The sequence below is a fragment of the Thalassospira tepidiphila MCCC 1A03514 genome (assembly GCF_001662875.1).
In the GTDB taxonomy this organism is placed as follows: Bacteria; Pseudomonadota; Alphaproteobacteria; order Rhodospirillales; family Thalassospiraceae; genus Thalassospira; species Thalassospira tepidiphila.
In genome coordinates this window covers 253,564-278,446 of the sequence record NZ_JPVZ01000001.1, presented here as the reverse complement: position 1 = coordinate 278,446, position 24,883 = coordinate 253,564, and the positions used below count along the sequence as shown (strand labels likewise).

Below are 24,883 nucleotides of genomic sequence, written 5' to 3'. Positions count from 1 at the left end.
GCTGGTGGCTCCCGATCTGCTGTTATTATTGGTGGGGCATTTTTTGAGCCCTGATAACCGATTAGCGCAGTATCCGGTCGAGCTCAAGTTCGCCTTTCGGATCACGTTTGGCGATCTGGGCCAAAAACAGGCCCGACGCGGCAATCGCGTCAGACAATGCGTTATGGGCCCGGAAAGGGGGCAGGTTATGATTTCGGCGCAATGTATCAAGCCTGAGCGCCCCGGATTTCATGGTTTCACCGCTGCGCCGGATGTCACGCAGTGCCAGAACCAGGGTATCCACCGTCGGGATTTGCAGCGGCGCGCCAAAGAACTGTTTGCAGGCCTGGCCGAGGAATCCCAGTTCAATCGGCGCATGGTGGGATAGCAGAACCCGGCCAGCCATCTGGGGCAAAAGATGCTCAAGGGCTGCTTCAATGCTGGGGGCATCGGCGACATCGCTGTCAAAGATCCGGTGGACCACGACCGAGCTTTCGCTGAGCTCCTTGGTTGGCCGCACCAGAATATGTTCGCAACTTGAAAAATCGACCGAAAGCTGACGGATAATTACCCAGCCGAGGCTGACGATTTCGTCCTTTTTGGGATCAAGGCCGGTGGTTTCCAAATCAAGAGCGATGAATTCGGTTTCCATCACGGATCTTTCAGGATCGGCCGGCGGAACATCGTAATAGGTCCGCAAAGGCCCGGTTGCCTTGCGCTGGATGAAGTCACGATACAGCCGACTGTCGAGGATTTTCTGGCGCAATCCCATATGGCTTACGTCCCGCTTTTGCCAAAGGCGTGCTCAAGCGCGCCCTGAAGGTTCTTGATCACCGAGAACGCATCTTTGAGATGGCTGCGCTCAAAGGCCGACAGGCTTTCAGGTTGCAGGAAGTTATCGGGTTTTTCGCCGCGCCGGATCTGACGGACCTGATGTTTGAGGCGGGTGATGCTGATGAATTCAAAGGCATCAAGAAGGTCTGACGCCCCTTGATTGCTGATGGATGGGAATGCCTTTACGGCATTGAGCCGCTCATAGGTGTTTACGGCCTCGACACCGTTGGCAAGGGCGTGAATTCGGGCAACATCAACGATTGGCACCACGCCGTTATGTTTCAGATCAAGGGTCTTGTCATGTTCGCCACCACGGATCATGACGAAATTCTTGAAGAAACCAAGCGGGACGTGATGGCTCAGCGCATTGCCCACCATATAGGCCTGGAAAATACGGTTGTCCTTGGCCTTGGAGATGATCATGCGATGCAGGTCTTCAAACAGGCTTTTGGTGCCGTGGACCGGGCGCAGATCAAACCAGACCGAACACAGCATCAATGATTTTGGTTCGGGTTGTTCGATCCATTTGTTGAAATAGTGCTGCCAGGTGCGCACCGGTTGCCGCCACTCATCTGTTCTGGCCATCATTTCACCGGGGCAATAGACATAGCCAACCTTGTTCAGACCATCACAGACAAAGTCGGCAAGCTTTTTGAAATAGTCCCCGTGCTGATCCGCGTTATAGGCGTCATCCATAATCAGACAATTGTCCTGATCCGAAAGTGCTGTTTGTTCCTGTCGGCCTTGTGACCCACCCGCCATCCAGACATAGGGAACGGGCGGGGGGCCGAATTCTTCCTCTGCCAGTTGCAGCAGCCGGGCGGTCGCCGCATCCGAGAGGGTCGTTACGATATGTCCAGCATTTTGCGATGTCGCGCCCGCTTCAATCAGGTGGCTAAGAAGTTCGGGGACTTGGGCGATGACCTTTGCCATTTCTTCGGGTTCGGTCAGTTTGCCGATACGACCTGCCATGTAAACAGCCGATAGCGACTGGCGTGCCAGCAGGTTGTTGGTGGTGATCATGCCAACTGCCTTGCCATCCTTCATCACCGGCAGATGACGGATATTATTGCGCGTCATCGTCAGAAGGGCATCAAAGGCGTACTGATCGGGATCGATCGAGATCGGCTTTTCGGTCATGATGGCCGTTACCGGCTCATCATAACTGCGGCCCTTGGCGATGACACGATTGCGCAGGTCACGGTCGGTCATGATCCCGGCAACGCCATCACCGCCTTCGGTGATCAGCAGACAGGAAACGCGTTCCTTGCTCATCAACTGGCCAGCTTCAAGGATCGAGGCTGATTTGTCGATGCTGACCAGTTCGCGGGCGATCAGGTCACTGACCTTCACACTCATCAGTTTGAGCTGATCGTCATCGCGACTTTCAAGCAACTGCATGCCACTGCGCAGTCGTTCGCCACCCATCTGGGCGAAGAAATAGCTGAATTGCGGATACTTGCCAGTTAGCGCATGAAAATCCTTCTCGGGCAGCAAGTAACACAGGCTGTCTTCGAGAGTTGTAATGTTATTTGCCGCGCGACCATTCTGATACATCGCGCGCACACCAAAGCATTCGCCCTCTGAAAGGCGGGCAAGCAATTGCCCGTTCGGGTCGCGGGTTTCGGTGCCGCCGGTACGGATGATGTAAAGATGAAGGCATTGTTCCTGGGGCGAGAGGACCTTGGTCCCAGCGCGGAAATAGCGGGCCGAGAGGCGCTTTGGCAAGGCGTTGATTTCTTCGTCAGGTAACAGATCGAACGGGTGGTGCTGTTTTAAAAACTCGGCAATTTCTTCGAGTTCGATGCTCATGACTGTTTTCCTCCGCAAGGGCATGCCCTGAGTGCATTGTTGCCTGACTAAGGCCGAAAAGAAAAGCCCCCGGATCAATGATCCGGGGGCCTGCAACAGTTCCTGGCAAACCAGTTGACCGATTAGTGGTCAACTGCGCCACCGGCTCCTTTCGGAACGCGGATGTCTTCAATCATGTGCTGGATATGCTCTGGCGGCTCAGCGGTGACTTTCGACACAGCGAAAGCAACGATGAAGTTCAGGAGCATACCAACGACGCCAATGCCTTCCGGCGAGATGCCGAACAGCCAGTTTGCTTCGACGTTCTCGATCAGCACCGGGATAAAGATGCCCTTGTAGGACATGATATAACCCATGGTGAAGATCAGACCGACCAGCATCCCGGCAATAGCACCTTCACGGTTAACCTTCTTGGAGAAGATACCCATGATGATAACCGGGAATAGCGAGGATGCGGCAAGACCGAAGGCGAAGGCCACCACCTGTGCCACAAAGCCCGGAGGATTGTAGCCCAGATAACCGGCGATCACGATCGCGACCGCAGCCGCAACACGCCCGGCCATCAGTTCCTGTCCTTCTGTCATGTTCGGTGTGAACGTGCCTTTGAGAAGGTCATGTGAAACGCCCGACGAAATCACAAGCAGCAGACCAGCAGCTGTCGAGAGTGCTGCGGCGATACCGCCAGCTGCGACCAGGGCAATGACCCAGTTCGGAAGCTGTGCGATTTCCGGGTTGGCAAGAACCATGATGTCACGGTCAACGCTCAGTTCGTTACCAGCCCAGCCATATTCGGCTGCTTTGGTCGCAAACTCTGCGTTCGCATCGTTGTAATACTGGATGCGGCCGTCACCGTTCTTGTCTTCGAACTTCAGAAGGCCGGTTGCTTCCCAGCGCTTCATCCAGTCCGGACGTTCTTCATAGACAAGGTTACCGTCTTCTGCGCCCACTTCACCGGTCTGGATGGTGTCGGTCAGGTTCAGGCGAGCCATTGCACCAACTGCCGGAGCAGTGGTGTAGAGCAGCGCGATGAAGACCAGCGCCCAACCGGCCGAAGAACGTGCATCACGGACTTTCGGAACGGTGAAGAAGCGAACGATAACGTGCGGAAGACCGGCAGTACCAACCATCAGTGCAAGCGTGATTGCAAAGATATCAATCGTTGACTTGTTGGTGGTGGTGTATTCGAGGAAGCCGAGTTCCGTCACAACCTGGTTAAGGCGATCAAGCATGTATTCGCCGGTGCCATTCACGGTCGAGCCAAATGCCAGCTGCGGCAGCGGATTGCCGGTCAGCTGGAAGGCAATAAAGATTGCCGGAATGGTGTAGGCAATAATAAGAACGCAATACTGTGCAACCTGGGTATAGGTAATGCCCTTCATGCCGCCAAGAACAGCATAGATGAAGACGATGCCCATGCCGACGATCAGGCCGGTGAGGAGTTCAACTTCAAGGAAGCGCGAGAACACGATACCAACGCCGCGCATCTGACCTGCCACATAGGTAAACGAGATAAAGATCAGGCAGATAACAGCAACGATACGGGCGGTTCTGGAATAATAACGATCCCCGATGAATTCCGGCACGGTGAATTTGCCGTACTTGCGAAGGTACGGTGCCAGAAGCATCGCCAGCAGGCAGTAACCACCTGTCCAGCCCATGAGGTAAACCGAGCCGCCATAGCCAAGGAAGGCAATGAGGCCAGCCATAGAGATAAAGGAAGCAGCCGACATCCAGTCTGCTGCGGTCGCCATGCCGTTGACGACCGGGTTAACACCTTTGCCAGCGACATAGAATTCGCCGGTGGTGCTTGCCTTGGCCCAGATCGCGATGCCGATATACAGCGCGAAGCTCAAGCCGACGGCAATATATGTAAGGGTGGTAAGATCCATCTTGTCTGTCTCCCTGATCCTGCGTCAGTCGTCTTCACGAACGCCGAATTCGCGATCCAGTTTGTTCATCTTGGCCACATAGACGAAAATCAGTGCGACAAAGACGTAAATGGACCCCTGTTGAGCAAACCAGAAACCAAGCTGGAAGCCCGCGATTTCGATAGAGTTGAGGGCATCGACAAACAAGATGCCGAAACCGTAGGAAACGATGAACCAGATCGCGATAAGGACCGAGACCAGCTTCACGTTTCTCTTCCAGTAGGCTGCGCTTTGTTCATCCATCGCGCGTCTCCTTCCTAGAAATGATAACTTTCCCTGCCGACATATTTTTATGCTGTGTTTGTCGGCCGCATGAATGCGTGGCGTTGAATGCATCAAGACACACTCATTGCCTGTAAAGCTCGATACCAGTTTTCGAGAGTCGCCATAAGCTAATCATTAGTCGTATAGAACAGGGTGTTAGAAGGTGTTCTGCCCCAACGTCGAATAAAAATAGTGACAGAATCCGGGCGGTTTTCACTGTGTGCATTGCAGCATTTTAAGGTTGAAAAACATTGCGTCTAAGTGCCTAAAAAGTGACGTTTTTATAACTTAAGGGACCCATCACGGTCCGACGCGGCTATTTTTTGACTGAAATCGACGCAAATTTCGTTTGCCTAACCCGATTGATGTCGCCGACGCGAGATTGCTTGATGCACCTTGTTTCAGCTCGCCACCTGGCATGTTTTGATAGCATGTGAGCTGTCTGCGGTTTGAAGTTGTTAAGAGCCTGCCTGTCGGTTACAAACGGGCACAGTATTTCAGGCATGCGTATGAGTATGCCGAAGTGTCTCAGCCCAACAGGGCGGACCCAACGACTTTTGGATGGGGAATTTAATGGCATCCTACCAGTATATTTACGTCATGAAGGACCTGACCAAGATCCTTCCGGGCGGTCGCGAACTTTTCAAGGGCATCACACTGTCCTTCCTGCCAGGCGTAAAAATCGGTGTTCTCGGTAACAACGGCGCAGGTAAATCGACCCTGCTGAAAATCATGGCCGGCATCGAAAAGGATTACGCCGGTGAAGCCTGGCCTGCCGAAGGTGTCAATGTCGGCTATCTTGAGCAGGAACCTCAGCTTAACCCGGAGAAAGACGTTCTTGGCAACGTCATGGAAGGGTGCGGCTCGATTGTTGACGATCTTGCACGCTTCAACGAAATCAGCGGCAAGTTTGCCGAGCCGATGACCGATGACGAAATGAATGATCTCCTTGCAGAGCAGGGTGAACTTCAGGAACGCATCGATGCGGCCAATGGCTGGGATCTGGAACGCACCCTTGAGATCGCGATGGACGCCCTGCGTTGCCCGCCCAAGGATGCGAACGTAACCAAGCTTTCCGGTGGTGAGCGCCGTCGTGTCGCCCTTTGCCGCCTGTTGCTTGCAAAGCCCGACATTCTGCTGCTTGACGAACCGACCAACCACCTTGACGCTGAGTCGGTTGCGTGGCTTGAACGCCACCTTGAAGATTACCAGGGTACCGTCATTCTGGTCACCCACGATCGTTACTTCCTTGATAACGTCACGGGCTGGATTCTGGAACTTGACCGCGGTCAGGGCATTCCGTTCGAAGGCAACTATTCCTCCTGGCTTGAGCAGAAGCAAAAGCGTTTGGAACAGGAATCCCGTCAGGAAGGCAGCCGCCAGAAACAGCTTGCCACCGAACTTGAGTGGATCCGCCAGAACCCGAAAGGCCGTCAGGCAAAATCCAAGGCCCGTGTTCGCGCTTATGACGATCTTGTTGCCGAGGCCGCCAAGGCCGTTCCGGACTCAACCAAGATCGTTATTCCGATTGCCGAGCGCCTTGGTAACGAAGTTATCACCGCCGAAGGTCTGACCAAGGCTTATGGTGACAAGCTTCTGTTTGAAAACCTTGATTTCCGTCTACCGCCGGGTGGTATCGTTGGTGTAATCGGTCCGAACGGTGCGGGTAAAACCACCCTGTTCAAAATGTTGACGGGTGCTGACACCCCGGATGCCGGAACGCTCAAAATCGGTGATACCGTCAAAATGGGCTATGTCGATCAGTCGCGTGACTCGCTTGATCCGAACAAGACCGTTTGGCAGGAAGTCTCCGACGGCCTCGACGAGATCCTTTTGGGCAAGCGTCCGATGTCGTCACGTGCCTATGTGTCACAGTTCGCCTTCAAGGGCGCAGATCAGCAGAAAAAAGTCGGTCAGTTGTCCGGTGGTGAACGTAACCGTGTTCATCTCGCCAAGATGCTGAAATCCGGTGCGAACGTTCTGCTGCTTGACGAACCGACCAACGATCTTGATGTCGATACCTTGCGTGCACTTGAGGAAGGCCTTCTCGAGTTTGCCGGTTGCGCTGTAGTCATCTCGCACGATCGCTTCTTCCTTGACCGTATTGCGACCCATATTCTGGCCTATGAGGGCAACTCGCATGTCGAGTGGTTCGAAGGGAACTATCAGGAATATGAAGCCGACTACAAACGTCGCTATGGTGAAGAGGCAAGCCGCCCGCACCGTATCAAATACAAGCCGCTGACCCGCTAAGACGGTTTTGCGCTTTGAGATTAAAGGCCACCTTCGGGTGGCCTTTTTTGATGCCCGGATGCGAGATGTAAAAAAAGCCACCATCGCAAGGATGGTGGCTTTTATATTCGGATACTAAGGCGGCTTCAATCAGAGACCGGTTTTTGCCTTGAGGGCAGCGGTCAGGGCGCCGACATCGTCATTGTTCTGTTGGATGACCGATGTGAACTCATCGCGTTGGGTGATGCCCATGCTCAGACCTTCGATGGAAACATCAATGATCTTGTAGCTGTCATCAAACATCCGCATCCGCCAAACAATGTTTACCGGTGGGCCGTCCGGACGGACGAACTGCGAATCGACAAAGGTGTCCTTGTTCTTCTGGGTCTCATCACCGACGACAAACTGTTCGCCGTTGAATTCCTTGAACTGGTTTGCGTAGTTGAGCGCCAGATAGTTCTGAAGCAGGACCGAAAACTCCTCGATCTCCGCTTCGGAAATCGAACGCCAGTAACGCCCCAGAACGAAGCGCGAAACGACATCCATTGCAAAATAGCGGTCCATAAGGGACACGAACTTTTTGCGGCGAACGTCGTCAGCAAGGCTTTGATCGGTCAGTTCATTCATGGCCTGGTCAGCCATGCTCTGAATGACATTTGCTGCGCTGGTTTCGACAGCGACTTCAGCAACAACGTTTGAAGACAAACCCGTTGCTGACGCCGGACCAGACCAAGCGGCTGCGATGGCGATCATCGCGGCGGTTGATATGGCGATTTTGCTGTTTACCATGACCGGCTCTTACTTGCTTGCCGCTTCGACAGCATCGTCGAAGTCAAAAGATGCGCTTTCGTCTTCAACAGCGAACTCTGGTGACGGGCCACCATTGCGAATCATCTGATTGCGTTGCTGACGATAGAGGCTGCGCAGGGCTGCGTAATAGTCGATAGACGACTTTTGCAGTTCGTTCAGCTGATTGATCGTCGCGTAACGATAATGCAGGGCGGTAAGGCCGACCGACCCAAGATAAAGGGCTTCGGCGGTGTCACTGTTCTGTGCGCCCCATGTCAGCGGGTTGGCAACATAGTCAACACCGATGCCGGCTGTATCACGCAGGTTGGACGGGCCAAGCAGCGGAAGCACAATGTAAGGGCCGCCGCCAATGCCATAGTGGGCAAGGGTCTGACCAAAATCTTCACGGCGGTACGGAATACCGAAATCAGATGCGACATCATTGAAGCCAAGGAAGCCAAGCGTCGAGTTCATGATGAAACGCTGGAACGAGGCAGCAGCCTGATCCGGATCACCCTGCAGCAACGCGTTGAACGAGTTCAACGGTTCGTTGATGTTGCGCACGAAGCTCGCGACGGAGGTTTTGACAGGTTCCGGGGCAATGTCGCGGTACCACATTGCAGCAGGATACAGGACCATGAAATCGACCGCACCGTTAACACCGTGAACCACGCGGTTCACCGGCTCAAGCGGATCATAATCACTCGTGTCCTGAGCGGGTTCTGTCGATGCGCACGCGGTCAGCAAAGACAGCGATCCTGCGGCACAAAGCGAAAGCAAAGTTCGAAACTTCATTATTTTTAGCCAACCGATGTTCGATACACAGACTTCCCCGACCCGAAACGCTTTTGATGCGGGACACCAAAAAACGTTACCGATCAATCCCCTGCTCGAAGGGCGATCATGTAACGCGCACGCCTCAGATATCCATTTGGTTAGCATAGGGTGAAATTAAACACCAGCATACAAAAAGTTGATCAGGATCAAGCAGTTTTCAGGTGTGGCATTTAGGCAACAAGTTTTCACGCGAAAATAGCGCTTGAACAAATATAAACATATCTTTATATCTTTCTTGTCAACGTGGAGGGCATTGGTATGGAACAGGTTCTGGCAAGATTGCGCGCAGCTGCTGAAGCAACGCGGCTTCGCTTGCTGGCGATCTGTGCCGAGTGCGAATTGACGGTCAGCGAAATCACCCAGATCATCGGTCAGAGCCAGCCACGCGTCTCCCGACACCTTAAATTATTGTGCGAGGCAGGCCTGCTTGTCCGGTTCCGTGAAGGGACTTGGGTCTTCTATCGCACGCCGCATTCCGGGCCGGGTGCCGACCTTGTGCAGCCTGTGCTGGATCTGCTGCCAAAAGATGACGAGACGCTTGCACTTGATCGTGCCCGTCTCGATCAGGTGAAGGCAGAACGCGAAAAGATCGCGACAGAATATTTCCGCGCCAACGCCGAAGACTGGGATCGGATTCGCTCGCTGCATGTCGACGAGGCGGTTGTTGAAAAAGCATTGCTTGAGGCGGTGGGCGACCTGACCGGTGGCCGGATTCTCGATGTCGGAACAGGTACCGGGCGTATTCTTGAGCTTCTCGGGCGCAACGCCGAAGAGGGCGTTGGCGTTGATATGTCACGCGAAATGTTGGCTGTTGCGCGTGCGCGTCTGCAGCGCGCAGACCTGTCCAACTGCCTTGTTCGACAAGCCGACATGTATCAGTTGCCTTATCCCGGCGGCATGTTTGATGTGGTGACCCTTCATCAGGTGCTGCATTTCGCTGAAAAGCCCGAGGCGGCCCTTGCCGAGGCAGCGCGCGTTTTGGCCCCCGGGGGTAAGCTTGTCATTGTCGACTTTGCCCAGCACGAACAGGAAGAACTCCGCGAAGAACATGCGCATCGACGTCTTGGTTTTGATGACGCGTCCATCAATGACTGGTTCCGCGCCAGCGGTCTTGAGCCTGGCAACGTTGTCAGTTTGCCGGGCAAGCCACTGACGGTTCGGATCTGGATGGCTCGCCCGACATCGGCACAAGCAGCGGACAAAGTTCAAAGAAATTCAGAAAAGGCTGCGGAATAACGCGCAGCATGTATCGACAATAACCAGATAGAAAGACCGACCCAAGGGCTCAGCCTGCGGGAAAGCGAAGACAGGATTGAGATATCGATATGATGACGGTTCCAGAAATCAACGCAGTACGCAAACACCTCAAGGTTTCGTTCGAATTCTTCCCGCCGAAAACGGAGAAGATGGAAGAAACCATGTGGCGGTCGATCCATCGGCTTGCGCCACTCAATCCGTCTTTTGTTTCGGTGACCTACGGGGCCGGCGGCACCACACGTGATCGCACCCATGGCAGTGTGACCCGCATTCAGGGTGAAACCGGCATTCCGGCCGCGGCCCATTTGACCTGTGTCGGTCATACCAAGGAAGAGATCGATCAGATCGCGCGCAGCTATTGGAACGAGGGTATCCGTTCCATCGTTGCTCTTCGCGGGGACCTGCCGGATGCGGGTGACAAGTATGAACCGACCCCGGGTGGCTACGCCTATGCGGTTGATCTGGTTGCCGGCCTTAAGGAAATTGCCGATTTTGATATTTCGGTCTCAGCCTATCCGGAAACCCATCCGGATGCGCCGAGTTCCGATTTCGAGATTGATTATCTCAAACGCAAGATTGATGCGGGTGCCAACCGGGCGATTACCCAGTTCTTCTTTGATAACGAAACCTATCTGCGGTTCCGTGATAAATGTGTGGCTGCGGGCATCGAAGCCCCCATCGTTCCGGGTATTTTGCCGGTGACAAACTTTGCGTCGCTCTTGAAATTTGCCGATATGTGTGGTGCTTCTGTGCCGCAGCGTTTGCATTGGCGTTTCGAAGGGCTTGATGAAGATCCCGATACCCGTCGCATGGTCGCATTCCACGAAGCCATTTCGCAGGTGGAAGGTTTGATCAGCGAAGGGGTGACCGACTTCCACTTCTATACGCTTAACCGTGCCGAACTGACATATGCCATCTGCCATGCGCTGGGCATTCGCGGAACCGAACAGGTTGCAGCCTGAAGGTGCTTTTGCCCTGTAACCCGGACGCATGAAGAATTGATTGGATGAAAAAGATGAACGATCGCAAGGAACGCATTGCCCTGCTGCGCAAACGGGCCGAGGAAAAGATACTGATCCTTGATGGCGCAATGGGAACGATGATCCAGAAGCACAAGTTGACCGAGGAAGACTACCGCGGCGAACGCTTTGCCGACTGGAAGCAGGACGTCAAAGGTAACAACGACCTTTTGTCACTGACCCAGCCGGACATCATCAAGGACATCCATCTGCAGTACATCGCGGCCGGTGCGGACCTGAACGGGACCAACACCTTTAGCGCGACAACCATTGCCCAGGCCGATTACGGCATGGAAGACTTGGCCTACGAGATCAATTTTGAAAGTGCCAAGATTGCACGCGCTGCCTGTGATGAGTGGGAAGCCGCCCATCCGGGGGATGTGCGCTTTGTAAATGGTGCTATCGGCCCGACCAACCGTACGGCATCGATTTCGCCGGATGTGAACAATCCCGGCTTCCGTGCCATCACCTTTGACCAGCTCAAAGAGGCATACAAGGAAGCCACAACCGGTTTGCTGGATGGCGGGGCGGATACGCTGCTGGTGGAAACCATTTTTGATACGCTCAATGCCAAGGCTGCGCTTTTTGCCATCGACGAAGTTCTCGACGAACGTGGTGAAGATGTCCCGGTGCTGATTTCCGGCACGATCACCGATGCGTCAGGCCGGACGCTTTCGGGGCAGACGACCGAAGCGTTTTATAACTCCGTGCGCCATACCAAGCCGTTCTCGATTGGTCTGAACTGCGCATTGGGTGCCGCGCAGCTGCGCCCGTATGTTCAGGAACTGTCGCGCATTGCAGAATGCCGCGTTTCGGTTTACCCCAATGCGGGCCTTCCCAACGAATTTGGCGAATATGACCAGACTGATGCCGAAATGGCCGAATTGGTAAAGGAATGGGCCGATACTGGCATGGTCAATCTGCTGGGGGGCTGCTGTGGCACGACACCGCCGCACATCAAGGCGATTGCCGATGCGGTGGCAAATGCCAAGCCGCGCGTTGTGCCCAAGTTTGAGCCAAGAATGCGTCTGTCCGGCCTTGAGCCGTTTGATGCTGCGTAAATCTGATATTGATAGCTGAAAAGAGATCGAAAAGACCCATGACCGACATTTCCAGATTTATCAATATTGGTGAGCGGACCAACGTCGCCGGATCGCTGAAATTCAAGAAGCTGATCGTCGAAGAAGATTACGATGCAGCCCTTGAGATTGCCCGTCAGCAGGTCGAAAACGGCGCGCAGATCATCGACATCAACATGGATGATGCGATGCTTGATGCCGAAACGGCGATGGTCAAGTTCATCAATCTGATTGCGGCCGAGCCCGACATTGCCCGTGTGCCGATCATGGTCGACAGTTCCAAATGGAACGTGATCGAAGCCGGTCTGAAATGCCTGCAGGGCAAGGGTATTGTAAACTCGATCAGTCTCAAGGAAGGCGAAGAACCCTTCATCGAACAGGCCAAAAAACTGCGCCGCTATGGTGCGGCAGTCGTTGTCATGGCCTTTGATGAAAAAGGTCAGGCCGATACGGTTGATCGCAAGTTCGAAATCTGCAAGCGCAGCTATAACGTGCTGGTCGATAAGGTTGGTTTCCCGCCCGAAGACATCATTTTCGATCCGAACATCTTTGCCGTCGCGACCGGTATCGAAGAACACGACAATTATGCTGTCGACTTCATCGAAGCCTGCAAGCTGATCAAAAAACACCTGCCATACGCCAAGATTTCCGGTGGTGTTTCCAACGTTTCCTTCTCGTTCCGTGGCAACAACCCGGTCCGCGAAGCGATGCACTCGGTCTTCCTGTATCACGCCATCAAGGCGGGACTGGATATGGGGATCGTCAATGCCGGTCAGTTGGTTGTGTATGAAGAAATCCCGGCAGAACTTCGTGAACGCGTCGAAGACGTCATCCTGAACCGTCGTTCGGATGCGACCGACCGTTTGCTCGAAGTGGCCGAGAAATACAAAGGTACCGGCGGACCCGAGAAAAAGGCCGACCTTGAATGGCGTAAAAAGCCGGTCAAGGAACGTCTGGCACATGCCCTGATCAACGGTATTGCCGAGTTCGTCGAGGAAGACACCGAGGAAGCCCGTCAACAGGCCGACAAGCCGCTGCATGTGATTGAAGGTCCGTTGATGGACGGCATGAACATCGTTGGTGACCTGTTTGGTGACGGCAAGATGTTCCTGCCACAGGTGGTGAAATCCGCGCGCGTGATGAAAAAGGCGGTGGCTTATCTGATTCCCTTCATCGAAGAGGAAAAAGATGGCAAGCATGAAACCAACGGCAAGATCTTGCTCGCGACAGTTAAGGGCGACGTGCATGACATCGGCAAGAACATCGTTGGTGTGGTTCTGCAATGTAACAACTTCGAGGTCATCGACCTTGGCGTGATGGTGCCGACCCAGAAAATCATCGAAACCGCCAAGGCCGAAAAGGTCGACATGATCGGTTTGTCGGGCCTGATTACCCCGTCCCTCGAAGAGATGACCTATGTCGCGGCCGAAATGGAACGCGAGGGGTTGGATATTCCGCTTCTGATTGGCGGGGCGACGACGTCGAAGGTCCATACCGCGGTTAAAATCGCGCCGAACTATCTGAAATCGTCTGTAGTGTACGTCATCGACGCATCGCGCGCGGTCGGTGTTGCTAGCAATTTGCTTTCAAAAACCAATGGCGAACGCTTTGCTGAGGAAATTCGCAACGAATATATCGCGATGGCTGAAAAGCATGCAGCACAGCAACTGCAGAAAAAGCGTTTCTCGATTGTCGATGCACGTGCAAACAAGGTTCAGCTTGACTGGGACAACTTTGAAGCACCGGTTCCGCTCAAACCCGGTATCACCCTGTTTGAAGATTTCGATCTGGAAGAACTGGTGTCGCGTTTTGACTGGAAGCCGTTCTTCGAGACCTGGGAACTTCATGGGCGTTTCCCCGAGATCCTGAAGGATGAAAAGGTCGGCGAAACAGCGCGTAGCCTTTATGCGGACGCGCAGGAAATGCTCAAAAAAATCGTTGCCGAAAAATGGTTCAAGCCCAAGGCGGTTGTCGGTCTGTGGCCAGCCAACTCGGTCGGTGATGATATCGAAGTTACCCCGGCACCGGAGAAGAATGAGCCGGTGATGCTCCATACCCTGCGTCAGCAGATGTATCGTGAAAACAACAAGCGTCCGAACCGCGCGTTGGCCGACTATATCGCGCCAAAAGACAGCGGCAAGACCGACTATATCGGCGCCTTTGTTGTTACCGCCGGGCCGGAAGTCGAAGAAATCTCTGCCAAGCTTGAAGCAGAGCATGATGATTACAATGCCATCCTGGTCAAGGCCCTGGGTGACCGTTTTGCCGAGGCCTTTGCCGAGCATATGCACGAAAAAGTTCGTAAAGAGCTTTGGGGCTATGCACCGGACGAGGCGCTTGGCAATGATGATCTGATTGCCGAAAAATATCGCGGTATCCGTCCGGCACCGGGTTATCCGGCCTGCCCGGAACATACCGAGAAAGGCATTCTTTGGGATCTTTTGGATGCAGAGAAGAATGTTGGTGTGTCTCTGACTGAAAGCTATGCCATGACGCCAACCTCGTCGGTGAGCGGTTTTTACTTTGCCAACCCGGATGCCAAGTATTTCGGCCTTGGTAAAATCGAACGCGATCAGGTGGAAAGCTATGCCGAGCGCAAGGGCATGACCTTGGCCGAGGCAGAACGCTGGTTGGCACCAAACCTCAATTACGATCCGCGTCAGGCGAAATAATCGCCTGTCCGGTCGCAAGGAAAAGCCCCGCAGACTGCACTCTGCGGGGCTTTTTTGTGTCCAGGAATATCGGTGCCTAGTGGGTTGCGTGGCAGAACTTGCCGCGTTCAGTGATGCCAACAATCACAATGCCAATCAGGCCAAGCGCGAAGTAACCGACCAGAAGCGGGATGACAGTGCCATTGAACTGCTGCCCGATAATCCCGCCGGCGATCACGCCGATCAACGTGCTGTAGACGCCGGTGATCGAGGATGCAGTACCAGCAATCGCGCCGACCGGCTCCATCGCAAGCGAGTTGAAGTTCGGCATGGTCAGTGAGAAACAGAACAGGATCGTTGTCAGGCCGATGCCAAAGACGAACAAGGGCGGATGCCCGTCAAACCAAAGGGCAATCAGCACATTGATCAGGCTGCTGGCGGTCAGGAAGAACAGCGCGACATGAGAAATCTTGTGCATGCCGATCTTGCGCACCAGTCGTGCATTGATGAATGACGAGAAACTCATGCAGGCTGCAATCATGCCAAACGCCAGCGGGAACCAGACACCAAGCCCGTAAACCTCGGTTTCGAAGATCTGCTGGGCAGATCCGATATAGGCCATCAGGCAGGCAAACATGACGCCCATCGCCGTGGCATAGCCGAATGTCTGACGATTGGTGACGGTGGTTTTGATGTCGCGTGCGATCCGACGCATCGACAATTTATGCCGATATTCCGGATGCAGGGTTTCAGGCATGCGCAGCAGGTACCAGCAGACAATCGCAATCGCGAGGACCAAGGTGCTGACGAAAATCATATGCCAGTTGGCCAGCGCCAAAATCAGGCTGCCTGATGCCGGGGCGAACACAGGCAGGATGATGAACACCATCATGACAAATGACATGACGCGGGCCATTTCGCGCCCTTCGAAACAGTCGCGCGTGATCGCCATGGTCAGAACCCGCGGTGCAGCCGCACCAAGACCCTGCACGAAACGTGCGATAAGAAGGTGTTCATAGCTGTCGGCAAAGATCGCCATCACGGTACCGATGCAATAAATACCAAGTCCTGCGATCAGGGTGGGGCGGCGACCAAAACTATCGGCAAGCGGGCCATAAACGATCTGCATCAGGCCAAACGCGATCATGAAGACATAAATCAGCATTTGCATGCGGTTGCCGTCTTCGATGCCAAAGTCTTGCGCGATCGGTTCAAAGGCCGGCAGCAGATTGTCAATCGACAGGGCAACAAGCCCGATGGTGATTGCCATCAGACAGATAAATTCAACAAGACCGGGCAGCGGCCGCGCCGCCTGTATACCCGTTGGTCGATGGTCATTCATTGTTTTTGGTTCCGTTGAGAACGATTGGTGGCATTTCTGGCCCTGCTTTCACGCGAGACGGGCAGAATGCTGTATTTCGTATGATTTTGGCAATGACGGTTTTCTGAAACGGGATCGCGGCACTGGGGGTGCGCTGAATCCGGGTCACTTGTTGTGGCATATCTATCCTGATCAATCAACGGGCGTCAGGAATGCGAAATTAAACATGGTGGTTCTTGTCTTTACCCTTTATTCGCAGGAAAAGCTGATCCTAAGATCATACGCACAATCAATTCGCCAACCCCGGTATTGCTGATATGGCTGAAAAGCTTTTGAAATCGAACATCTTTTTGAACCGCATGCGTCGCATCGTCAAAAGCGAGCAACTGGTTCTGTCGATTTTGGCAATGATTGTCGGGGCACTGGCCGGGGGCGGCGCCATCTTGTTTCGAGATGGCTTGTTACTTGTCCAGTCGTTGTTTTTCGGCACTGGCGAAGAGGCCCTTCACCGGCATCTCAGTGAAATTCCCGTCTGGCAACTCATCCTGGCCCCGGCGGTGGGCGGTCTGATTGTCGGGATTTTTATTTACAAGTTCCTTCCGGAAAGAAGACCGCACGGGGTTGCCGATGTGATCGACGCGGCATCGTTCCATGATGCGCGCATGTCGACCCGCTGCGGGATCAAAAGTGCGATTGCCAGTGCGGTGTCACTTGGCAGTGGCGCATCCCTTGGCCGGGAAGGGCCGGTTGTCCATATGGGCGCATCATTTGGTGCGTGGCTGGCGCGCATTCTTCATTTGCGCCGTTCGGCATCCCGAACACTTTTGGGCTGTGGCGTGGCATCAGCGGTGGCCGCATCGTTCAACGCGCCGCTGGCGGGCGCCCTTTTTGCCCACGAAGTTGCACTGGGTCATTATGCACTGACGGCTTTTGCGCCGATTGTGCTGGCATCGGTTACCGGTACGGTCATAACACGCATCTATTACGGTGATGAGGTCGCCTTCCTGATCCCGGGGCATGAGATCCAGTCTTTTTGGGAGTTCCCGGCCTTCGCACTTTTGGGCATTATTGCCGGTGTGGCGGCGGTTCTGGTCGTGCGTGCCATCCCGGTCGTGCAAAAAACGGCAAATCGGACCAATGCACCGCTTTGGCTGCGACCGGCGGTTGCCGGGCTGATTGTTGGCCTGATCGCGTTGGTCTTTCCGCAGATTGTCGGTGTCGGCTATGGGGCGATGAACGATGCACTTAATGAAAGCTACAGCCTGACTTTCCTGATCGGCTTGTTGCTTGCCAAGGGCTTTGCCGTTTCGATCTGCATGGGACTTGGTTTTGCGGGCGGCATGTTCAGCCCGGCACTTTTCCTTGGTGCGATGCTGGGCGGGGCATTCGGGATGATCGCAACCAGTGCCTTTCCCGAGCTATCATCTGGCTATTCGGCCTACACGCTTGTTGGCATGGGCGCTGTTGCCGCGGCCATCCTTGGTGCACCGATTTCAACGACACTGATCATCTTTGAATTGACTGGTGACTATGCGTTGACGGTTGCGGTGATGGTGGCATCTGTGCTGGCGACGGTGGTGATGGATCAGTTCCAGGGCGGATCGTTTTTCCAGTGGCAATTGAAATGCCGTGGTTTGTCTACGCGCTGGGGCAGGGAGGTCAATTTGCTGCGCACGATCAAGGTGGACGAGATCATGAAGCGCGAATACGAAACCGTCCCGCTGACCGAGGGGCTAACGACTGTCCGCGAAAAGCTGATCAACGCACCCTATTCGGAACTTTTTGTCATTGATGATCAGGGCAAACTGCACGGAACGATCACACTGACCGATTTGCGCCATGCAGCCTTTGATCCCAATCTTGGCGACGAAGTCACGGCCGGCGAGGTCGCACGATCAAAGCCGCCGGTCCTTTACCGGACAGACAATATCGAAAAGGCCATCAAACTGATGGAGCAAACCGGCGAAGAGCATCTGCCGGTTCTTAACAGCGCTGAGGAGCGCCATATCATCGGTTTCGTTCATGAAAAGGATGCTATGATGGCCTATAACAACGCCTTGCTGGAACTGCAAAGCGAAGAACGCGGTGATGCACCACCAAAGCTGTTCTAGTCCGATCCGCAATGAAAAAGAGCAGCGCTTGTGTGCGCTGCTCCGTTCAAGGTTTTTAGGCCGATGTAATCAGGCGGCCAATGCAGGTTGCTGTCGTGCTGGCGGACCAGATATGACCTGGGCTGCAACCCGGCTATCAAGACCGGCAACGTTTTCTGGAAGATCCGTTGCAGCCTGCTCGGCTGCATCGTCAATTTCCTGACGTTCTTTGCGTTTCTCAATTCTAGCCTGTTCGTTACGTTCCTTGTCTTTTGTCGGTAGATTGAAACTGTCACGAGCGGCAGACTTGAATTCCTCCTCGGCATCCTGCTCTGCAAGTGCAGGATCATCCTTTGCCGGATCGGAATTCGACGAGACCGGGTCATCAGTGGTCTTGATACCGTTTGCGCTGTCATTTGCTTTGACTGCGTCCATGGCCGCAGCAAAGCTTGATGACCCGCTTCCGATATTCTGGAATTCAAGCATGACGGCTTGAACCGCGTCCGAAAGTTGGCTTTTGGAGGAGCCACCCTCAGATCCGATTGCCGCAACGCCTGAAACAGGTGCAGCGCTACCTGCGCTAAAACTTTCGATACTTTCGTGTGCACCTGACCGTTCCGCAGAACTGGCCCGGGTTGATATCGGCAACCCGTTGCCCAATCCAAAAATAGCACTCATTTCGAGATACCTTTCTTCTGGGATGCACAAAGCAAAGCTGGCACTCCCAGAAGACCTCCGGGGGCGTCAGACATGCTTACCATCGGAAATCAAAGCAATTTTCAGACCATGGATGCTTAAAGCGCGGGGGAGCAAGTCACATACAGAGACCATGAAGTAGGCTGATGATGTTATTTGGTATTTCTGATCCCGCAGCTGTGAAGACGTGCGGCAAAAAATACCGATACCAAAGAGGGTTATGGGAAGCCGGACTTATCTATTAGGCTATGCGAAAACGACCAAGCTTTTCCAAAAGCAGGATGTATCGATATAAGATGAAGCTTCATCTCGTTGCCGGTGCCAGACCCAACTTCATGAAGATCGCGCCGCTGTTGCGCGGATTGGCGAACCATCCAGCAATTCGTCCGTCTTTTGTCCATACGGCCCAGCATTTCGACGACGCGATGTCTTCGACGATCTGGCGGGGGCTTGGATTGTCGGACCCTGATCATGTCCTGAACTGTGAGCCATCCGAAAATGGCGATCCCATTGTCGGAATGATGCAGGCATATGAGGCACTTTGTCATGAAGACCGGCCCGACATGGTTCTGGTTGTGGGGGATGTGAATTCATCCCGTGCCGCAGCCATCGTTGCAACTGAGATAAACGTGCCCCTTGTTCACCTGGAAGCGGGTCTCAGATGCTTTGATCCCGACATGCCCGAAGAGCAAAACCGTATCGAGATAGATCACAAGGCAGGTCTGTTGCTGACGCCGTCGATGGATGCAGATGCAAATTTACGGGCCGAAGGGATCACGGCCGACCGCATCAAGCGTGTCGGCAATATCATGGCTGATACGTTGGCAATGATGAAAGGAAGGATTGATCAGGAAGAAACCGCCCGCAAGCTCGATCTCGTTAAAGGTCGCTATGTGCTTGTAACCCTGCATCGGCAAGGCAATGTCGATGATCTCGATCGGCTCCATCAGATATGCCATGCTTTGATGGTACTCGCCACCAAAGCGGATATCTGCTTTGTCCTTCATCCCCGGACAGAAAAGCGTCTTCAGGCGTCGCGTTTGATGGTGCCCCTGCGTACTGCCGGTGTTCGTTTGCTGCCGCCGATGGGGTATGTCGGGTTTACCAGTTTGATGCAGGACGCAGGCGTTGTAGTAACAGACTCCGGTGGTGTGCAGGAAGAAACCAGCCTGCTTGGCGTGCCATGCCTGACGCTGCGCACATCAACCGAACGTCCAATCACCATCACGCTGGGAACCAATCAGCTTGTCGAACTTCATCAGCTGTCCGATACGGTGACATCGGTGCTACATGCGTCGGATTATCGCGTGCGGCAGCCCGCAGATATCCCGTTGTGGAACGGCATGACAGCGTCGCGTGTTATTCGGGAACTCGAAGCCTTTCTGCCGGGCAGAGCCGGTTGATACAAACGTTCCCGCGAATGGCTTGGTTGATGCCCGCAATGTGGTGCAGAATGTAAAAATCGTCGGGTCAATATGGAACGACACTGGCCCCCTTCGCACAGCGTGATATATATGCGGTCATGATGGATGATCCCTTCGAAATTGATGAATTCGCCGCCAGCCCCGAAATGCGTCTGGCCGATACACCGACCCCGGCATATCTCGACAATCTGAATGCCGAGCAGCGCGATGCTGTCGAAACGCTCGACGGGCCGCTGTTGGTGCTTGCAGGTGCCGGAACCGGGAAAACACGTGTTTTGACCACGCGTTTGGCGCATCTTCTGGAAACCAAGGCACAGACCGAACGCCTGCATCCGCAGCAGATCCTTGCCGTTACCTTTACCAACCGAGCGGCAAAGGAAATGCAGGAACGTGTCGCACAGGCGCTTGGTCGTCCGGTTGAAGGTTGGTGGCTGGGAACCTTCCACTCGCTTTCAGCGCGTTTGTTGCGCCGTCATGCCGACCTGATCGGGTTAAAGTCAAACTTCACCATCCTTGATAGCGATGATCAGGTGCGCCTGCTTAAGCAGATCATGGATGCCGAACAGATCGATCCGAAAAAATGGCCGGCCAAGCAGCTTATGGGGATCATTCAGCGCTGGAAGGACAAGGGGCTGACACCTGAACGGGTCAATGAAAGTGTGGAGTTCGCCAATGGCGGGGCCAAGCACCTTTACAAGATTTATCAGGAACGCCTCAAAGTCCTGAATGCCTGTGACTTCGGCGACCTGTTGCTGCATTGCCTGACCCTGTTCCAGCAGCATCCGGAAGTCCTGAAGCAGTATCAGAACACCTTCCGCTATATTCTGGTCGACGAGTATCAGGATACCAACGTTGCCCAATATCTGTGGCTGCGCGCGATGGCGATGGTCCATCGCAATATTTGCTGCGTTGGCGATGATGATCAGGCGATCTATAGCTGGCGCGGGGCCGAGGTTGGCAACATCCTGCGCTTTGAGTCCGATTTTCCCGGTGCCAAGGTTGTCAGGCTTGAACAGAACTATCGTTCCACCCCGCATATTCTGGCCGCTGCATCCAAACTGATCACGTTTAACGATGGCCGTCTGGGCAAAGAGCTGTGGACCGAGATCGATACTGGCGACAAGGTGTTTGTCAAAGGTGTCTGGGACGGCGAAGCAGAGGCACGCCTGATCGGTGAGGATATCGAAGCCCTGCAGCGCAAGGGCGTTGGCGCATCCCAAATTGCCATTCTGGTGCGTGCCGGTTTCCAGACCCGCGAGTTTGAGGAACGTCTGATCACGCTGGGCATCCCGTACCGCGTTGTCGGTGGTCCGCGCTTCTATGAACGTCAGGAAATCCGTGATGCGCTGGCCTATATCCGGCTTGTTGCGCAGCCCGATGACAGTCTGGCGTTTGAACGCATTGTCAATGTGCCCAAGCGCGGGGTTGGCAAGGCAACACTTCAGACATTGCATCAATATTCACGTGACCAGGCGATTTCGTTGCCGGCGGCGGCGCGTGATTTGTTGGATACCGAAGAACTCAAACCCAAGATGCGCCAAAGCATCGGCGGCCTTTTGGGGGATTTCAAACGCTGGCGCGAAATGCTTGGCAACAGCAGCCATGTCGAAGTCGTTGAGACCGTTCTGGATGAAAGCGGCTATACCGATATGTGGCGGACATCCAAGGAAATTGATGCGCCCGGCCGTCTGGAAAACCTGAAAGAACTGGTATCCGCAATTGGCGAGTTCGAGAACCTGACCAGCTTCTTGGAACATGTCTCGCTGGTGATGGAAAACGCGCAGAACGATCATGAGGAAAAAGTCACCATCATGACCCTGCACGCCGCCAAGGGACTTGAGTTCGATTATGTCTTCCTGCCCGGTTGGGAAGAGGGCGTCTTCCCGCATCAACGCGCAATGGATGAAAGCGGGGTCAAGGGCCTCGAGGAAGAACGTCGTTTGGCCTATGTCGGGATCACCCGGGCGCGCAAACGTGCGACCATCTGTTATGCGGCCAATCGGCGCATCTATAACCAGTGGCAATCAGCCCTGCCATCGCGTTTTGTTGATGAGTTGCCCGACGAGCATATCGAACGCAGCAGCGATACCGGTCTTGGCGGACATGGCGGCAATCATTCGCCAGGCGCATGGGGTGCCGATGACTGGATGAAAATGCCAAGCTGGGCAAGCGACAGTGGCAGCACGCCGTCGCGCAATCCGGTATCGGGCGCGGGGGATCGTAAATTCGCCTCAAGCGGTTGGCAGGATCGCGTGCGCAAGAACGTGATTGATGTGAAGCCCGACGGTGAAACCAGTTATTCCACCAGTTCAAATTCATCGAAATACAAGGTGGGCGATACGGTGCGCCATCGCAAGTTCGGGTCGGGAACCGTCCGTGCGGTCGATGGCAACAAGCTGGAAATCCATTTCGAAAGTGTCGGCACCAAGAAAGTGGTCGACAGCTTCATCCTGCCGGGGTAAGCCCCGGACAACATTTTCGGATGACCGATTTAACCGGGCAGAGCACATTTGCCGCCCACACGAGCGAGAAGCGATATGACCGAACCCGTCCTTTGCTATAACTTCAAATTCGAAGTTGATGGCGCCTATGCGCAGATGTTTGCCGACGCGCTGTTTGATTATTGCGATGCGCTTTCGCATTTCGAGCGTGATGGTAATCCTGACGGACCTTGGCGTATCGAAGGCTTTGCCGGTGAGATGTTTGACAAGGGTGCGGTTGAGACCGCGGTGTCGATCATGGCATCCGCAGTTGGCATTGATACGCCAACCGTGACCTTTGGCACCTATGAGCCAAAGGACTGGGTCAGCGAAAACCTGCGCAGCTTCAAGCCGATTTCGGTCGGGCGTTTCTTTGTCCATGGTTCGCACTGGAACGAGGAAATCCCGGTATCAAAAACAGCGCTTCAGGTCGACGCTGGTCTGGCATTCGGTTCTGGCGAGCATCAAACCACCAAGGGGTGTCTTGCTGCAATCGATTGGCTGGCCAAACGCGGACCGCGTCAGAATGCGCTTGATATGGGCTGCGGGTCCGGCATTTTGGGCATGGCCTGTGCCAAAACCTGGCGGTGTCCGGTGATGATGGCCGATATTGATGCCGCATCGGTTCGGGTTGCACGCGAAAATGCCAAAACCAACAAGATCGCCGATCTTGTCACCGCCATTCATTCAAACGGTTTTCAGGATGCCCGTATTCGTGATGCCGGGTATTACGACATTGTCTGTGCCAACATCCTTGCCCGCCCGCTGCGTGGCATGGCGCATGACCTGACCAGTACTCTTTCGGAAAACGGTGTTGTTATCCTCTCGGGCCTTCTTGCCCATCAGGAACAGTTTGTTCTGTCAGCCTATCGCGATGTCGGGCTTTCCCTGATCAATCGCTTCAAGGTCGAAAACTGGACAACACTTGTTGTCGGCTAAGCCATAAGGGCGAAGACAAAGCGATATATCCCCAGAAGACCAAGGCCGACGATAAGGACGCCAACCGCAATCATAAGCGGCTTTCGCGGGATGATTTTGACAAGCACGGCCGCCAATGGGGCGGCCGGCACACCGCCGATTACAAGCGCCAGTGCCGCCATCCCGAAGCTTTCCAGTCCGAATGATCCGGCAAATGTAACGGTAATCGTCACGGTTACAAAAAACTCGGCCGCGGCAGACGTTCCAAGCATGCGGTGCGGTTCATTGCCGCGATAGACCAGCGTGCTTGATACAATAGGTCCCCAGCCGCCACCCCCGATTGCATCAAGAAATCCACCGATCATGCCAAGCGGGGTAAGCCCGCGGATCGCCGCAGGCGGCTGGACTTTGCGAAGCGCCTTTGCAATTACAAGAACGCCAAGGGCACTAAGATATACCGCGACAAACGGTGCCAGATAGTCCCCGATCCCCGATGATAAAAGAGCAGCGCCGGCACAGCCACCTATTGCACCGGCAAGTGCCAGTTGACGGACCATGCGCCAATCGACATTGCGTGCAAAATGGTGGGCTGTGCCGGAAACAGCGGTGGTTGCAATCTCGGCGGCGTGGACAGTCGCACTTGCTTGTGCGGGGGGTAAGCCAAGTGTGATCAACAGGGAAGTTGAGGTCAGGCCATAGGCCATACCAAGGGCACCATCAATCAATTGGGCGATAAACCCAATCAGAACGATCCACCAGAAAAACTCATCCATCTTCGCCGCAAGCTCCAGGCATGGATACGATGCTGCAAAGTGTAGCAAGTTGGCGGCAATGTGATATTGCGTTGTGATTTTTGGGTGGCATTGCCGTTATGCGTTAATGCCACGAGACTTTTGACAATTAGGTGCCCACGGATAACGGGCAATGCCTGTCAGGTTCGCACTGGAACGCGGAAACGCCCATCGCCAAAACCGCCTTGTCGGTCGCTGTTGCATGATGACCGGGTACACGATCCGGTTGCTTTGATCGATTTTCCGTATGCCGTTTTTCTCCGATTCGCATTGCAATCGAGCCTTCGGAATAGAAATCCCTGAGATACCAGAACTTCTCCATCAAAATTCAATCAAAGGTTTTTACTGCTTTTTCCGCGAAATCCCTTGGAAACATGGCAAAAAATAGCCTGAGAACCGATCTCACACTTTTTGCGTATGTTGCAATATACAATACCAACGGATAGGTTTTATCTATTCGCTCGTAGTATTTTGTATCTGGC

18 protein-coding genes are annotated in these 24,883 nt (G+C 54.2%); 9 read left to right on the top strand and 9 right to left on the bottom strand.

The features are described 5' to 3' along the window. Nucleotides 1-61: 61 nt before the first annotated feature. The 4 genes from TH4_RS01240 to TH4_RS01225 all read right to left on the bottom strand — a co-directional run bounded on the left by TH4_RS01240 (nt 62) and on the right by TH4_RS01225 (nt 4,796). Nucleotides 62-751, bottom strand: coding sequence for an exonuclease domain-containing protein (locus TH4_RS01240; protein WP_063088810.1), 690 nt, complete (start codon nt 749-751; stop codon nt 62-64). 5 nt (nt 752-756) lie between these two features. Continuing rightward, nucleotides 757-2,625, bottom strand: coding sequence for a DUF294 nucleotidyltransferase-like domain-containing protein (locus tag TH4_RS01235; RefSeq protein ID WP_064779620.1), 1,869 nt, complete (start codon nt 2,623-2,625; stop codon nt 757-759). A gap of 122 nt (nt 2,626-2,747) precedes the next feature. Then, nucleotides 2,748-4,514 carry a sodium:solute symporter family protein gene (locus TH4_RS01230; protein ID WP_064779619.1) on the bottom strand — a complete coding sequence of 589 codons (1,767 nt, stop codon included), beginning with the start codon at nt 4,512-4,514 and terminating at the stop codon, nt 2,748-2,750. A gap of 24 nt (nt 4,515-4,538) precedes the next feature. After that, nucleotides 4,539-4,796: a DUF4212 domain-containing protein gene (locus TH4_RS01225; protein ID WP_008889559.1), complete on the bottom strand. Its 258-nt coding sequence runs from the start codon at nt 4,794-4,796 to the stop codon at nt 4,539-4,541. A 594-nt stretch (nt 4,797-5,390) separates the two neighbouring features. Here TH4_RS01225 and ettA point away from each other — a divergent pair. Continuing rightward, on the top strand, nt 5,391-7,070 hold the full coding sequence (gene ettA / locus TH4_RS01220) for an energy-dependent translational throttle protein EttA (protein WP_064779618.1): 1,680 nt from the start codon (nt 5,391-5,393) through the stop codon (nt 7,068-7,070). Between the two features lie 129 nt (nt 7,071-7,199). Here the strand turns inward: ettA and TH4_RS01215 are convergent, their stop codons facing one another. After that, nucleotides 7,200-7,838, bottom strand: a complete 639-nt coding sequence (locus TH4_RS01215) for an MlaC/ttg2D family ABC transporter substrate-binding protein (RefSeq protein WP_064779617.1) — start codon at nt 7,836-7,838, stop codon at nt 7,200-7,202. Nucleotides 7,839-7,847: 9 nt separating this feature from the next. Continuing rightward, on the bottom strand, nt 7,848-8,633 hold the full coding sequence (locus TH4_RS01210) for an MlaA family lipoprotein (protein WP_245227664.1): 786 nt from the start codon (nt 8,631-8,633) through the stop codon (nt 7,848-7,850). Between the two features lie 300 nt (nt 8,634-8,933). On the opposite strand from TH4_RS01210, the gene TH4_RS01205 reads away from it, so the two are divergent. From TH4_RS01205 to metH, 4 genes are all read left to right on the top strand, one after another. Beyond that, nucleotides 8,934-9,911, top strand: coding sequence for an ArsR/SmtB family transcription factor (locus TH4_RS01205; protein WP_008889563.1), 978 nt, complete (start codon nt 8,934-8,936; stop codon nt 9,909-9,911). Between the two features lie 89 nt (nt 9,912-10,000). Continuing rightward, nucleotides 10,001-10,894: a methylenetetrahydrofolate reductase gene (gene metF / locus TH4_RS01200; RefSeq protein WP_008889564.1), complete on the top strand. Its 894-nt coding sequence runs from the start codon at nt 10,001-10,003 to the stop codon at nt 10,892-10,894. 53 nt (nt 10,895-10,947) lie between these two features. Then, the gene (locus TH4_RS20430; protein WP_040822979.1) at nt 10,948-12,012 is read left to right on the top strand and encodes a homocysteine S-methyltransferase family protein; all 1,065 of its coding nucleotides are present in this window, start codon (nt 10,948-10,950) and stop codon (nt 12,010-12,012) included. A 38-nt stretch (nt 12,013-12,050) separates the two neighbouring features. After that, a complete protein-coding gene (gene metH, locus TH4_RS01195; RefSeq protein WP_083996926.1) occupies nt 12,051-14,702 on the top strand; it encodes a methionine synthase in 2,652 nt (883 codons plus the stop codon). Between the two features lie 76 nt (nt 14,703-14,778). On the opposite strand, the gene TH4_RS01190 is transcribed toward metH, so the two are convergent. Beyond that, nucleotides 14,779-16,023, bottom strand: coding sequence for a multidrug effflux MFS transporter (locus TH4_RS01190; protein WP_064779616.1), 1,245 nt, complete (start codon nt 16,021-16,023; stop codon nt 14,779-14,781). A gap of 296 nt (nt 16,024-16,319) precedes the next feature. On the opposite strand from TH4_RS01190, the gene TH4_RS01185 reads away from it, so the two are divergent. Then, entirely contained in the window at nt 16,320-18,113 is a 1,794-nt protein-coding gene (locus TH4_RS01185) for a chloride channel protein (RefSeq protein ID WP_064779615.1), read from the top strand. Between the two features lie 69 nt (nt 18,114-18,182). Here the strand turns inward: TH4_RS01185 and TH4_RS01180 are convergent, their stop codons facing one another. Next, the gene (locus tag TH4_RS01180) at nt 18,183-18,770 is read right to left on the bottom strand and encodes a hypothetical protein (RefSeq protein ID WP_064779614.1); all 588 of its coding nucleotides are present in this window, start codon (nt 18,768-18,770) and stop codon (nt 18,183-18,185) included. Between the two features lie 314 nt (nt 18,771-19,084). Between TH4_RS01180 and wecB the strand changes: the two genes are divergently transcribed. From wecB to TH4_RS01165, 3 genes are all read left to right on the top strand, one after another. Continuing rightward, on the top strand, nt 19,085-20,191 hold the full coding sequence (gene wecB, locus TH4_RS01175) for a non-hydrolyzing UDP-N-acetylglucosamine 2-epimerase (protein ID WP_167351175.1): 1,107 nt from the start codon (nt 19,085-19,087) through the stop codon (nt 20,189-20,191). Between the two features lie 122 nt (nt 20,192-20,313). Beyond that, nucleotides 20,314-22,674 (top strand): ATP-dependent helicase, encoded by a 2,361-nt coding sequence (locus TH4_RS01170; protein ID WP_064779984.1) that lies wholly within the window; start codon nt 20,314-20,316, stop codon nt 22,672-22,674. A 75-nt stretch (nt 22,675-22,749) separates the two neighbouring features. Beyond that, a complete protein-coding gene (locus tag TH4_RS01165) occupies nt 22,750-23,631 on the top strand; it encodes a 50S ribosomal protein L11 methyltransferase (protein WP_064779612.1) in 882 nt (293 codons plus the stop codon). Here the strand turns inward: TH4_RS01165 and TH4_RS01160 are convergent. Continuing rightward, on the bottom strand, nt 23,628-24,383 hold the full coding sequence (locus tag TH4_RS01160; RefSeq protein WP_063088819.1) for a sulfite exporter TauE/SafE family protein: 756 nt from the start codon (nt 24,381-24,383) through the stop codon (nt 23,628-23,630). The two genes, TH4_RS01165 and TH4_RS01160, sit on opposite strands and share 4 nt — an antisense overlap. Nucleotides 24,384-24,883 lie beyond the last annotated feature (500 nt).